Below are 12,802 nucleotides of genomic sequence, written 5' to 3' on the forward strand. Positions count from 1 at the left end.
TTAAACCTCTTGTTATTGTTATTCTAAGAATGATTGAACTTCCTCGTGAGTTAAAGAACGATATTCACCTTCTGCGAGGTCTTCATCTAAGATAATTTGCCCAACACGCCAACGATGTAACGCAACCACTTTATTTCCTAGGGCAGCAAACATACGCTTAACCTGATGATATTTACCCTCAATTAAGGTTAAATTCAAATTGTAATCATTGATTATTTCAATTTGTGCTGGCTTAGTTAGCTGTTTTTCTCCTTTTAACAGAATGCCTTGCTGACATTGTTCTAGATAAAAATCTTCGATCGGATCGGCTAATGTTACTAAATAAGTTTTTTCACAATGATGCTTGGGTGATGTAATTCGGTGTGACCATTGACCATCATCTGTTAATAATACTAACCCAGTTGTATCAACATCTAATCGACCAGCAGTATGTAAGCGATTAGAGAGTGGATAATCAAAAAATTGATAAACCGTTGGATAGTCACCATCATCTTGTGAACAGATATACCCCTCAGGTTTATACAAAACAAAATACTGATTTCCTGCAACCCAATTTAATGTTTCTCCATCAAATTCAATCAGATCATCAGTTGAAACTTTTAAAGCACCGTCTTTAACTAGCGTATTGTTCACTTTAACTAAGTTTTGTCGTAATGCTTTGGTTGCTTGAGAACGAGAAAGTCCAGTGTATTCGGATAAAAATTTATCTAATCGTTGTTTCATCATTTATGTTTATTACTAGGATTCTTGTTTAAGTTACAGAAAAAATTGGAGTAATTATTCTAACATTATTTGCAAAATGTGGCATAGCTCACAGCTTTCCTGAAAAACGAAACTATAATAAAGGATGGATTTTTAATGAGTTCTCTCATTTTTTAGGGTACGGAGCATTGCTCCAACAATAAAATCCATTTTCTGGCTCAAACAATATGAGTGGATGTCAGCAAGTAAATTAATGGAATATAAATAGACTTTGATGATTTTTATTAGAGCCTGTTAGAACACAGCGGTGGATTGCCCTCAACTTCTCTTATTCCTTTCACGATAAGTAAAGCGGTAAACCTCTTGCACATTAATCATTTTTTATATGATAGATTAAGGATAGATTATGGACGAAAAATTACGCCAAGCAGCCTTGGATTTCCATCAATTTCCAATTCCTGGGAAAATCGAAGTTACACCAACTAAATCACTTGCAACTCAACAAGATCTCGCACTGGCTTATTCACCAGGGGTAGCAGAACCTTGTTTAGAGATCGAAAAAGATCCTGCGAATGCTTATAAATATACCTCTCGTGGTAATTTAGTTGCCGTGATTTCAAATGGTACAGCTGTATTAGGATTAGGAAATATTGGTGCATTAGCCGGTAAGCCTGTTATGGAAGGAAAGGGCGTATTGTTCAAAAAATTTGCCGGAATTGATGTGTTTGATATTGAAATCAATGAGACCGATCCTGACAAATTAATCGATATTATCGCTTCATTAGAACCAACTTTTGGTGGAATTAACCTTGAAGATATTAAAGCACCAGAGTGTTTCTATATTGAGAAAAAATTACGTGAACGGATGAAAATTCCTGTGTTCCATGATGACCAACACGGTACAGCTATTATCTGTGCCGCAGCAGTATTAAATGGATTACGTGTTGTAAATAAAGATATTAAGAAAGTGAAAGTAGTAGCATCTGGGGCGGGAGCTTCAGCGATTGCTTGTTTAAATTTAATGGTGGCATTAGGGATAGAACGTAAAAATATTACTATCTGTGACTCTAAAGGCGTTGTGTATAAAGGACGTGGTGATCATATTGATGAAACCAAACAAGTTTATGCAATTGATGATAATGGTGCACGTACTTTAGCGGATGCTTTACCAGGGGCAGATATTTTCTTAGGTTGTTCTAAAGCAGGCGTATTAACACCAGAGATGGTGAAAACGATGGCAGATACCCCATTAATTTTAGCATTAGCTAACCCAGTGCCAGAAATTTTACCACCAGTTGCTAAAGCGGCTCGTCCAGATGCAATTATTTGTACAGGACGTTCTGATTTTCCGAACCAAGTTAATAATGTACTTTGTTTCCCATTTATTTTCCGTGGTGCGTTAGATGTTCACGCAACAACGATTAATGAAGAAATGAAATTGGCAGCAGTTCGTGCGATAGCTGATTTAGCTCTTGCAGAACAAAGTGATGTGGTTTCTTCTGCTTATGGCGAAAGTGAAGTATCGTTTGGTGCAGAATATATTATTCCAAAACCATTTGATCCTCGTTTAATTGTGAAAATTGCTCCGGCCGTAGCAAAAGCAGCAATGGATACTGGCGTTGCACAAAAACCAATTACTGATTTCAATGCTTATATCGATCAACTTACACAATTTGTGTATAAGACTAACTTATTTATGAAACCAGTCTTTGCACAAGCAAAATTAGATAAAAAACGTGTGATTTTGACAGATGGTGAAGAACCACGCGTCTTGCACGCAGTACAAGAAATCAGTAGCTCAGGTATTGCTTATCCGATTTTGATTGGTCGTCCAAGCGTGATTGAACAACGAATCAAAAATTTAGGGCTTAAGATCGAAGCAGGCAAAGATTTTGATGTTGTGAATAATGAGCAAGATAGCCGTTATACAGAATGTTGGCAGGCTTATTATGAAATTATGAAACGTAAAGGGGTAACACCATCTCTTGCAAAACACCGCTTAATTACAGATAGAACAGCGATTGCTTCTATTTTGGTACAGCGTGGTGAAGCGGATGCAATTATTTGTGGTTTAGTTGGCTCCTATCGTGAACATCTTCAAACATTACGAGATGTCATCGGTGTTGCGGATGGGGTGCATACTTTAGCGACTGTAAATAGCTTGGTATTACCAACAGGTAATGTGTTTATTTCAGATACTTTTGTAAATGAAAACCCAACAGCAGAAGAATTGGCAGAGATTACTTTAATGGCAGCAGAAGAAGTCCAATCTTTTGGGATTGAACCTCAAGTTGCATTATTGTCTAACTCAAATTATGGCTCATCTGATAGCGAAAATGCAGTGAAAATGCGTAAAATGCTTGAGTTAGTGAAGGCATGCCGTCCAGATTTAATTATTGATGGTGAAATGCATGGTGATATTGCACTTTCAGAAAACTTGCGTAAAAACATTATGCCAGATAGCCCAATTAAAGGTGCTGCGAACTTGTTAATTATGCCAAGTATGGAATCTGCTCGTATTAGCTATAACTTATTACGTGCAACGACAACAGCGATTACAGTGGGACCGATGTTGATGGGCTTGAAAAAATCAGCACATATTCTTACCCCAGTATCTTCTGTTCGCCGTATTATCAATATGGTGGCAGTTGCAGCTGTACAAGCACAGAAGAAATAAACTGAGCATTTAGAGTAATTAGTAAAAGATATTTTTATATATAAAAGTGTAGTAGACAAAGTGGTTGCTAATCATTATTTATAAAGATTATTAACCACTTTTTTATCTACTACATCTTCTATTTTTGCATTTTTTAGCTGTTGTGAGTTAAATGTTTAATAATGATTGCTATAAATTAACCCACCTTTGTTTTACCAAATTCTCCATATAACCTTCTATTTCTTGCTTTACAAAAGAGTAGAAACTCCAATTTTTACCGATTTTGGAAAATCAGATTTATATATTTTTATTTTGAAGAATGTTGTATTTACTTTATATTGTTCCTATAATTAGGAATAAATTTTAAGGGGTAAAATATGGAATACAAAGATAAAGATTTTGGCATAGATGAATTGAAATTGATCGGTAAAGCGCTATATGGTGAGCAGTGGCAAACAAATTTATCAAATGATCTAGGGTTGTCTGATCCTAGGCGGGTTAGATATTGGTTATCAGGAGGCAGAAAAATTCCAACGGGTATTTGGAATGACTTAGCCAAACTATTAGAACAAAGAAAAAATCTAATAGAGGATCTGTTGAAAAAAATAGCGGAAAGAGAACACTTAGAAAAGGAAAAAGAGAAGAAAGAGAGTATCTAAGCGTGAAGATTAAAAAAAAGAGGGTAAAGCCCTCTTTTTTATTACGATAAATATAATCACGTCAAAGTATGCGTCACGAAAAATTCACTCGCTCACCTGCGGATTTTAGGAAAAATTTTTCTAATTTTTCAGTTAAGCAACAGAAAAAAGATCGGTTAAAGGGTTGGTATTACTGGAATAAGTAAAAAAGATCATTTTGTAAAATTTCAGTTAATTTCACATTTTTTCAGCGATTTTTAAGCGAGGTATGATATTAGATTGATTTATGTAGTTGATAGATATAAGAAAATCTAGTTTTACGTGAAAAGAAATGTAAAAATTGATTACAGTTAAAGCTATCTGAATGGTATTTAGAAAAAGTGACTAAGCAAAATGTCACAAACAGCCACCAAAACAGCCACCAAAATTAGGCAAAAAAATAGATAAAAAATTTTGTAATAACAGCCACCGAACAGCCACCAAGTAGAAAAATTTGTAACAATAATAAATTAATTAATTTTATAGAAAATATATTATTATGTGGAGACGTGTACCGCCTCCTATATCGTGTTCGTTTGAGTTTAAATTGGTTTAATTTTATCTAAAAATTATTTTAAAATACAATAAGTTATACTTATTTCTTGTTTAAAATAATCCAAAATTATACAATGCTATACAATCATTTTGGTATGTGATTTGGTAGGTGATTTTGTGGCAAAAGTAATTAAACCGTTAACAGCAACAGCTGTAAAGGCAGCTACTCCTGAAAATAGTCCATTAAGAGATGGTGGAGGTTTGTATCTTGAAATAAGCTCAGCATCTAAACGTTGGCGTTTTAATTATTATAAGCCTTATACAAAACGACGTACCGATATATCTCTTGGTATTTGGCCAGCAATGTCGTTACAAGATGCTAGGCTATTACGAGATAAGTATAGAGCGTTATTAGATCAGAATATTGACCCACAAGGTTATCTAAAAAATTTAGAGCAGGAACGAATAAGTGCTCATTTAAATACTTTTGAAAAAATCGCAGAAACATGGAAGGTAAACTTTAAAGCTAAAAAAGTTATGTCAAAGACGATGTTTGATGATTGGCGGCGTTTGCAAAAATATATTTTACCTAAAATTGGCAATGTACCGATTAGCAATGTTAATGCCAAATTACTTGTGGATGTATTGTAACCAGTAGCAAAAGCTGGATTAACATCAGTCATTGAAAAAGTATTGCGAACTGTAGTTAGTATTATGGATTTTGCAGAAAATATGGGAATTATTGAGATGCATAATTGCCATAAAGCTAAAAAATCATTTCATATCAAAACAGCAAAGAATAATCCAACAATTGAACCGCATGAATTGCAATCATTTATTACTGATATTAAAAACTCTCCAATTCAAGCGAGAACTTTGTATTTGATATATTGGCAGTTATTAACCGCTGTTAGACCAGCGGAGGCGGTATCAGTTGAATGGACCGAGATTGATTTTGATAATAAAGTCTGGCATATACCCGCAGAAAAAATGAAGGGAAGATTAGGATATAAAAGACCTCATAGTGTGCCATTGTCCCGTCAAGCTTTATCAGTGCTTGAACAGATGTTATCTTTTAAGAATAGCTCAAAGTATGTATTTTATAGCAGAAGCGATGGTAATAAACCGATGAATAGTGAAACGGTTAATGTTGCTTTAAAGCGAAATGGCTATAAAGATAAATTAACCGCTCACGGGATGAGGGCATTAGTACGTACATATCTTGCGCAACAAGGCGTTGATACTAATGTAGCTGAAACCGTTCTTGCTCACGATATAAGAAATAAACTTGAAAAAGTTTATAACCGGCATGATTATATGGAAGAACGTGTTGCTGTAATGCAAATGTGGGGTGATTATGTGGAAATGTGTGGGTTTGAAATTTAACGTTTTGCTGCTAATGTCTGCATAAATGATTCAATTTCCTCTTCTATATAAAGTTTTGAGCCATTAATCGTGATTGGCTTTGGAAAACGCGGTATATATCTTGGTGATTTTGGATTAGTCCAATCAAAAAGAGTTGTTCGTCCAATGCCTAGTTTTGTATAAACATCTTTCGTTCTTATGTATTTCATACTTAATCCTCCCAGCCATCATGCCATTCAAGAATTCTCACTCGATATAACCCGTCTAGCTTCGGATAGTCACGTTTTGCAGTGCTATGCCACTGATATTGTTTAGCATGTTTTGTCATTGTTTACCTCTTTAAAAATAAAAAAGCCTAACTTGCTAGGTTAGGCTTCATTTGGTTATGGTTGTTTCATTAAAAATTCACTAATCGCTTAGGCTGTGGCTGTTCATCAAGTAGGCTTAACATTCCTTTAATGAACATAATGCGTTCACTTTTGGCTTGAACATATTTTCTGGCTCGTTCTAAGGCGTTTTCAGTTGGCATATTGAGGTTGTAGAGGTAATGCCCACCAATAAATTTATCTATATCTCTGCCAAGATGTGGATATTCTTTGCGGATTTTAACGCCCATTTCATATGCGCCGTTAAGCGAGTGGTAGAGATTGGCAATAATACGGATTGCTTCTTCATCTGCTTCGGCTTCTGCTAGAGGTAAAGGTTGTTGTTTACTTTCAATTTGGTTTAAGAAAGCTCGTAATACAACTAAATGAAAAGCTGGGCTTATCCAAGCAGCGTAAGCGATAACTAGCTCTTTGCAAGCATAGGTGCTAGGGTTTCTTCCACCACGAACCGTTTTTACAGGCAAAGTACAGATATGTACTTTGTCATTTTGGATTTCTGAAATTAGATCTTTAGTTTGATCTAAGCGTAGAAATAAAACTGGCTTATGTTTCTCATCTCCACCACTGGCTTTATGTAGGTCTGTAAGTGAATAAAGGTTGTCTAAAGTGCGGATAGAGGTTTTTAGAATTGATAATTGTGTAGTCATTTTGACTGTCTCCGTTTGCTTTTCTGAAAGTTACCAGTTCTGACACTGGTGCCGAGAGGTTCAGAACCTTTCAAACGGTAAAGGTGGACGTATTCCCCGAAGGTATTGTATTAGTCGCCCTCTCGACTTAACGAGATTTCGGCATAAAAAAAGACCGCACTTTGGCGATCCGTTTACTACCGCCGTTTGAAAAAGGTTCTGACACCTTGTGGCAGATAGTAGTATAAAAATTTGGGGTTGTCAAATCCTGAAAGTTTTATTTCTCATTTATCCATTTTTCTGCAAGCCATTCAAATTCACAAAATAGCTTATTATTGTTATTATTGATACGACGCAACTCCATAATATAGGGCTTTAATGTATTCCAATCTTTGATTACGCTACTTTTACTCATTCGTTTGTACACTGCTTCATCAAACAAATTTTCTTTTATTCCAACACAGATAAATTCAATAGCATTGAGAATATCTAAAACAATAAAATTTTGTCGTTTTTGTTCTTTTGTTGCATTTTTATCATTTAAGGCACAAGCAAGAACAGTAAAATTCATACCACTATCGCGCATTGCCATATATGCTTTTCTACGCTTTCGATAGTATTCATTGCTATTGTTGCTGATAAGAAGCTCAATCGTAGATTTCTGTTTGTGCTGTTTACGGAGTTCTTTAAGTTGAGACCACGCAAAAAAGGCTAGATATCCAGTAAAGAAACAAGTACCTAGCCCAACTATTGTATTCAAATCTAATTCATGCAGAAACTGCAAGAGTTGTTCCATTAAACTTCCCAGCCTTCGCCGCAGTCGTTACCATCATCCCAGCTTTCACCAAGGTAGAAACCGCCCCAACCTTCCATTAAGTTAAATTTTTTCATTTTGCTACTCCTATTTAATTTAATTCTTAGACTAAAAAAGCCTGCTCAAGTTCACTTGGCAAGCTATTTTCTATGGTCTAAATTTTTCCAAAAGAACAAAATGATTACTGTCACTAATCAATTAAGTGCGGTTATCTTAATACGATAGAGCGGTGAGTGTCAATATCCATAATGAAACCCTCTTTATTTCTTGATATGATTATTGCGATCAAACTTTAATCTATCGACTTAACAAAGAGGGCTTTATTATGAAAAAAGTGATTATTGGTTTTTATGGCGCAGCAAATAATGGCAAAACAAATTCTTTAAATGAGCTAATTAATTTTTTTGATCATAGTAAAAATCCTAATAATTTCTCTAATAAAGATAAGCTTGAGTGCTTTGATTATAATGGAATTAAGTTAGGCATCACTACTGATGGAGATTACAAAGAAACAATTTCCCAAAATATCCAAACTTTAATCAAGAAAAAATGCGATATTATTGTTACTGCGTGTCGAACTAAAGGTGAAACTCATGATGCAATTAATTCCTATAAAAAAGACTATGATATACACTACATCACATGCCCATATTTATATGGTGTTGAGGGTTCTCAACCAAATGAAGAAAAGCTTAAAAAGCTCTATTTCAGTAGTGCGGTATTTGTAAAATCATATATTGATCAACTCTTAAAGTAATCTTGTTATAAAAAAGCCCTCTATTGAGGGCTAGGTTAAAATTAAAAGTTGTATTTGTGTAATTGCGATTTTGGCTTGTATCTGTTGATAGTATTTAGGCAATATTGCCAGTGTCTATTTTCTGGTTCGGTATATTGCAAAGGGTCAATATCAACTTGAAGCCGTGCGTGAATAAGGTCAAGTGTAGATTGATATTCGCTAACTTGAGTATAAACGGTTGAGGCAAAACTTGAACCAATCGCATGTAGTCCTGGTTCAATGTGTTTTAGCATTTGGTGCATTTCAAAGGCGGTACACCAAAATGAAGCTAATCGTTTAAGCTCGCTTTCTGTCCAATTTAGGGTGAATGTTTTTTCTGGTTCAGGTAGGGCGAGTTGCTTTGGTTGTTGTAAAGCTCTGCGTTCGCACTCGATGAAGTATTTGCGAACCATTCGCCCTTTTTTGTTGCGTTCGACCATTGCGAGTTCTTTGCCCATATTTAAGGTAATGTGATATTCTTTGCGTGGTCTGCCTAATGTGCGTTCGGTTACTATGATGTAATCTTCGTCTTGTTGAAAGCCGTAGTCTGATATGCGGTCGCTGATCCAGTCATTAAAGCGATTTTTTACTTCTAAAAATTCGTGAAGAGAGCGAGCATTGCAGAGTTGTACAGATTGATTTGCAATTTGACCGTTAAAGACTGGAATTAGATTTGAATTTGTCATTTTGATTGTCCTTTGAGATAAGTTGTTATACTCACCACCGCAGAGACCAATCATTGGTGGTGAACTGAACAGAATTGGTCTTACCGCTCTCAAAGGTTCACGGCGTCCTTTCGGACTTCCATTCAGCCCACCATTGGACTTTTACGGAATTTTCCGTAAAAGGTTCTTTTTGGACTTTTCCTCAATTTTGTGGAAAAGATAGATTTGCTGATTTTTGGCTACAAAAAAAGCCACCATTTAGGCAGCCACTTCATTCACCGCCTTTGAGATATTCAGGAGACCAATCCCGACTTTCAGATTTTGCTGAAAGTGGAGTTATTATAGGGCGGTGGTTTTTAATTTGTCAATTCTTATCTATGGAGATACTTTAAAATGATAAAAAAATGTATTGAGTATGGCGTAATTATAAGTGCAGTTATATTAGTTCTAGGGATTATTGGATATCTGTATTGGGGTATAAATATGCAATTTGTGATACTAGTTATTATTGTATCTGCTCTTTTAAGTTTATTATCTCTTATAGAATTAATCCCTAAAAATAAAATTAAACGCAAAATTCCTTATCGCTATGTTTTTTTGATGTGTATGTACTTACCATTTGCTTCGATAGTAATTTTTTGTACGGTTATGCTTGGATACTCGTACGAAGAATTAGAAAAAACGTTTCCTTTATTTAAAGGATCATATATAGAGCTTTTTCATAATAAAGTATTGATGTGTTCTATTATTGTCTTTTTCGGTCCGTTTTATTTTAAACACTTAGGTATATATTGGAAAAAAATAGAAACACTAGAGTATAGATACAACAGAATATTAAGAAAAAGAAAAAATAGGCTAAATTTTTATTAGAAAATAAAGTATTAAGCTAAGGAGGTAGGCTTCAACTACCGAGACTAGTCGGAGGAGCTTATTTCCTTTCGGTGTTGTATTTGGCTCTCTTGCCATGATCATTGAAATATACAGATCTGTGTTTTTATAAAACTATTTTTTATGATTGATTTTAGTTAGTATAACGAAAAAATATACTTTTAATATCCTCTAAAATCATGTAATTTATCGCTTAATTCTTCATTCATTTTAATAAATTTTAATAGAAATTCTTCAGTGATTATGTATTGTTTATGGCTTCTATCTTTAGTAGCAAGTTTTTGTTCATTGTCTTTATCTGTTATCTGAAAGCTATGAATTATACGATTTCTCATATTTACCAATTGTTTAAATAAATTTGCAATTTCATCACCTGCCTTATCAGTTATTGTTTCTTGAATAGGTTTTAATAGTGATCCAGATGTTTTATCTATTAAATCAAACCAATTATATTGATTGCCATTATCTTCTCTTAGAATGTTTTCTATGATAAATGCATTATTGGAATTAAAAACACAAATGGCACTACCTAACAATTCTCGATATTGTTTAGATGGTAGAGATTGCCTTGTATAAGCTTCATACATAAATAAATACCTATTATCTGGTTGAATGTTGTTTCCATATCTTATGGAATTAGTTTTTGGATAGATCTCTTCTGTTAAATGCAAAAGCCCCTTATTATGATAATAAGAGACTTTTAATTTTATTTTTCTATTTTAAATTGTGCGGCTATTAATGAATAGTCATCAATCGGTGCTTTTTCGATTCTCTTTTGTAAGGCGGCTGCGAATTTTGTAACACTATTCATGGTATTATCGGAGAATCGTGGGCGAAGTTCCCAGAAATGATGTGCACCATCGGACATTAGATAGATAAAAATTTCACCATTTTTATCTTTGATTTCATCAATAGGAATAAAAATTTCATCATATTTCATTTCGACTTGTGTAGAAATAGCTGTAGTAATGATACTTTTGCCTTTTAATTCTTTGAGTTCTTTTTTTGTATAAATACCTTCATCTAATAATCTTTGATGTGATGTATGGTCTTTTGTCTTTTGACGAAGCTTATTGCCTTGTTTGATATATAAGCGGCAGTCTCCAATGTGTCCAATATGTAAACCTTCTTCTGATAAATAACCGAATGTAAGTGTTGTTGAAGCATTTTTTAACTCAGGAGGTAAGGCTTTTATCTTTTCTAATGTTCTCGTGAATACTGTTTTTATTTTATCGTGGGTTTCACATAAAGTAGAAATGGCAAGATTAGATGCGATTTCTCCTCCTAGGTATCCTCCTACGCCGTCTGCAATAGCGAAAATATAAGTGTCATGAAATTTTTGTGGGGTTAGATAGCTATCTTGATTTATCTGTACCTTATCCTTTGAGAAGGAAAACGTAGATGTTGAATATAGGGTAATCATATATTTATTCCTTCTAAAGTGTTAATATCCTTGATAATTTCTTGAATGTTATTATATCTTTTTTTTGGTTGTCTAAAAGTACATTTAGCATGGATATTTGCTAGGGTTTCGTCTAATTCTAAATCTTCTATTACAACGCCTAGCGCATAAATATCCGATTGTATAGTATAGTCTGCACCGTTTTGTATTTCTGGTGCCATATATTTATTAGTTCCCATTACTTGCCCAAATTGTGTAAGCTGGTTTGTTCCACTATCTTTTAGATTTTTAATTAGACCAAAATCAGATAGTTTAAATCTACCATCTTTAAATTTTAAAATATTTTCAGGCTTGATATCTCTATGTAAAAAATTTCTTGAATGAAGATAGTTGACCCCATTTAATACTTCTTTAAGGATGAAAATTTTTTCTTTATTTGTAAGAGCATATTCTTTTTCTTTACAATCATTTTTCTCAAGTAAATCGCTTAAAGATTCTTCCGCTAATTCCATAATAAACCACGGTTTATCAATAGCTAAATTATAAAGACATACATGTACTATATTACGATTAAAACAGTCAGATTGATACGTTATTTCTCGTCTAAATCTTTCTTTATATTCTTCGTAATCGCTTTGTGTTGCATATCGTGGCTCAAAGAATTTTCTTGCATATTCTGTCAAATGTGTCTTAGTTTTATTATAAACTCTTACTTTATCAACAGTACCAAATGTGCCTCTACCTAGATGCTCTATTGTTTCAATATAATAATTTCCAAATTCTTCCATAGCGGAGTATGTTAGTTATAAAAAATATAGGATAACAAACAATATATATCAAAAAATAGGACTTAGATATTATTTTATAAAAAAAAGCCCTCAATCGAGGGCTGTTCGTCTAAAATTGTCTAAATTTCGAAGTTAGATGAGTTAAAAAGGCATATCATCATCAAAATCAGTAGTAGGTTGCCCAGAAGATTGATTTTGAGTAGGTGTTGATTGTGGTTGCTGTTTTGTTCGTTCATCTCGATCTTTGGTATGAGCAACAAGCCAATCAATACGTTCAGCGGGTTTATTCTCAATATGTTCAGATAGGGTTTTGCGTGTTTTAATGATAAACGGGCAGAGAATTTGGAAATTGTAAGTATCTGAACCATCTTGTTTTAAGCGAAGCACTTTTTGTAGCATTAATCCTATATATTTATTTGTTAATTCAGGTGCAATATATTTACCCGCAATTAACTGTTTGGATAAGGCTTGAACCCCTGTACACCCCATAATTGCTTGTATCATATTATGTCCGCCTTGTAAGGGCTGCCCATCTTTACCTTGATAGTAAATAGAAAGATAGT

14 protein-coding genes are annotated in these 12,802 nt (G+C 34.0%); 5 read left to right on the top strand and 9 right to left on the bottom strand.

The genetic code is table 11. The annotated features are described in order from the left end of the window. Positions 1 to 18: 18 nt before the first annotated feature. Positions 19 to 723, bottom strand: a complete 705-nt coding sequence (gene rsuA, locus QV06_RS09575; RefSeq protein ID WP_065237948.1) for a 16S rRNA pseudouridine(516) synthase RsuA — start codon at positions 721 to 723, stop codon at positions 19 to 21. A 385-nt stretch (positions 724 to 1,108) separates the two neighbouring features. Here rsuA and QV06_RS09580 point away from each other — a divergent pair, with 385 nt between their 5' ends. The 4 genes from QV06_RS09580 (at position 1,109) to QV06_RS11575 (ending at position 5,916) form a co-directional block, all read left to right on the top strand. Continuing rightward, positions 1,109 to 3,379: an NADP-dependent malic enzyme gene (locus QV06_RS09580; RefSeq protein ID WP_065237937.1), complete on the top strand. Its 2,271-nt coding sequence runs from the start codon at positions 1,109 to 1,111 to the stop codon at positions 3,377 to 3,379. A gap of 356 nt (positions 3,380 to 3,735) precedes the next feature. Next, entirely contained in the window at positions 3,736 to 4,017 is a 282-nt protein-coding gene (locus QV06_RS09585; RefSeq protein ID WP_065237938.1) for a hypothetical protein, read from the top strand. 690 nt (positions 4,018 to 4,707) lie between these two features. Next, on the top strand, positions 4,708 to 5,181 hold the full coding sequence (locus QV06_RS11570; protein WP_167348605.1) for an integrase arm-type DNA-binding domain-containing protein: 474 nt from the start codon (positions 4,708 to 4,710) through the stop codon (positions 5,179 to 5,181). A 63-nt stretch (positions 5,182 to 5,244) separates the two neighbouring features. Continuing rightward, positions 5,245 to 5,916, top strand: coding sequence for a tyrosine-type recombinase/integrase (locus QV06_RS11575; protein ID WP_082985084.1), 672 nt, complete (start codon positions 5,245 to 5,247; stop codon positions 5,914 to 5,916). Here the strand turns inward: QV06_RS11575 and QV06_RS09595 are convergent. From QV06_RS09595 to QV06_RS11580, 3 genes are all read right to left on the bottom strand, one after another. Continuing rightward, complete coding sequence (locus QV06_RS09595; protein ID WP_065234565.1) at positions 5,913 to 6,104, bottom strand: helix-turn-helix transcriptional regulator; 192 nt, start codon at positions 6,102 to 6,104, stop codon at positions 5,913 to 5,915. The two genes, QV06_RS11575 and QV06_RS09595, sit on opposite strands and share 4 nt — an antisense overlap. A 188-nt stretch (positions 6,105 to 6,292) precedes the next feature. After that, complete coding sequence (locus QV06_RS12010; protein ID WP_065237939.1) at positions 6,293 to 6,928, bottom strand: KilA-N domain-containing protein; 636 nt, start codon at positions 6,926 to 6,928, stop codon at positions 6,293 to 6,295. Positions 6,929 to 7,184: 256 nt separating this feature from the next. Beyond that, positions 7,185 to 7,703 (bottom strand): DUF4760 domain-containing protein, encoded by a 519-nt coding sequence (locus tag QV06_RS11580; protein WP_082985085.1) that lies wholly within the window; start codon positions 7,701 to 7,703, stop codon positions 7,185 to 7,187. Between the two features lie 343 nt (positions 7,704 to 8,046). On the opposite strand from QV06_RS11580, the gene QV06_RS09610 reads away from it, so the two are divergent. Then, complete coding sequence (locus QV06_RS09610; protein ID WP_065237940.1) at positions 8,047 to 8,478, top strand: hypothetical protein; 432 nt, start codon at positions 8,047 to 8,049, stop codon at positions 8,476 to 8,478. Between the two features lie 41 nt (positions 8,479 to 8,519). Here QV06_RS09610 and QV06_RS11585 read toward each other — a convergent pair whose 3' ends face one another. From QV06_RS11585 to QV06_RS11785, 5 genes are all read right to left on the bottom strand, one after another. Further along, positions 8,520 to 9,236, bottom strand: a complete 717-nt coding sequence (locus QV06_RS11585) for an antA/AntB antirepressor family protein (RefSeq protein ID WP_245174280.1) — start codon at positions 9,234 to 9,236, stop codon at positions 8,520 to 8,522. Positions 9,237 to 10,210: 974 nt separating this feature from the next. Beyond that, positions 10,211 to 10,636 carry a selenium binding protein gene (locus QV06_RS09625; protein WP_065237942.1) on the bottom strand — a complete coding sequence of 142 codons (426 nt, stop codon included), beginning with the start codon at positions 10,634 to 10,636 and terminating at the stop codon, positions 10,211 to 10,213. Positions 10,637 to 10,755: 119 nt separating this feature from the next. Further along, a complete protein-coding gene (locus tag QV06_RS09630; RefSeq protein ID WP_065237943.1) occupies positions 10,756 to 11,472 on the bottom strand; it encodes a PP2C family protein-serine/threonine phosphatase in 717 nt (238 codons plus the stop codon). After that, positions 11,469 to 12,239 (bottom strand): serine/threonine-protein kinase, encoded by a 771-nt coding sequence (locus QV06_RS09635; protein WP_065237944.1) that lies wholly within the window; start codon positions 12,237 to 12,239, stop codon positions 11,469 to 11,471. Before QV06_RS09635 ends, QV06_RS09630 begins: the two co-directional genes overlap by 4 nt. A gap of 141 nt (positions 12,240 to 12,380) precedes the next feature. Next, positions 12,381 to 12,802: hypothetical protein (locus QV06_RS11785; protein WP_065237945.1), on the bottom strand; the 422-nt coding region annotated here is incomplete at its 5' end.

The sequence above is a fragment of the Gallibacterium genomosp. 3 genome, assembly GCF_001678475.1.
Taxonomy (GTDB): domain Bacteria; phylum Pseudomonadota; class Gammaproteobacteria; order Enterobacterales; family Pasteurellaceae; genus Gallibacterium; species Gallibacterium faecale.

Coding starts and splice junctions, on each gene's coding strand:
- rsuA (WP_065237948.1), bottom strand. CDS start 723: ATGAAACAACGATTAGATAAATTTTTATCCGAATACACTGGACTTTCT.
- QV06_RS09580 (WP_065237937.1), top strand. CDS start 1,109: ATGGACGAAAAATTACGCCAAGCAGCCTTGGATTTCCATCAATTTCCA.
- QV06_RS09585 (WP_065237938.1), top strand. CDS start 3,736: ATGGAATACAAAGATAAAGATTTTGGCATAGATGAATTGAAATTGATC.
- QV06_RS11575 (WP_082985084.1), top strand. CDS start 5,245: ATGGATTTTGCAGAAAATATGGGAATTATTGAGATGCATAATTGCCAT.
- QV06_RS09595 (WP_065234565.1), bottom strand. CDS start 6,104: ATGAAATACATAAGAACGAAAGATGTTTATACAAAACTAGGCATTGGA.
- QV06_RS12010 (WP_065237939.1), bottom strand. CDS start 6,928: ATGACTACACAATTATCAATTCTAAAAACCTCTATCCGCACTTTAGAC.
- QV06_RS11580 (WP_082985085.1), bottom strand. CDS start 7,703: ATGGAACAACTCTTGCAGTTTCTGCATGAATTAGATTTGAATACAATA.
- QV06_RS09610 (WP_065237940.1), top strand. CDS start 8,047: ATGAAAAAAGTGATTATTGGTTTTTATGGCGCAGCAAATAATGGCAAA.
- QV06_RS11585 (WP_245174280.1), bottom strand. CDS start 9,236: ATGATTGGTCTCTGCGGTGGTGAGTATAACAACTTATCTCAAAGGACA.
- QV06_RS09625 (WP_065237942.1), bottom strand. CDS start 10,636: ATGTATGAAGCTTATACAAGGCAATCTCTACCATCTAAACAATATCGA.
- QV06_RS09630 (WP_065237943.1), bottom strand. CDS start 11,472: ATGATTACCCTATATTCAACATCTACGTTTTCCTTCTCAAAGGATAAG.
- QV06_RS09635 (WP_065237944.1), bottom strand. CDS start 12,239: ATGGAAGAATTTGGAAATTATTATATTGAAACAATAGAGCATCTAGGT.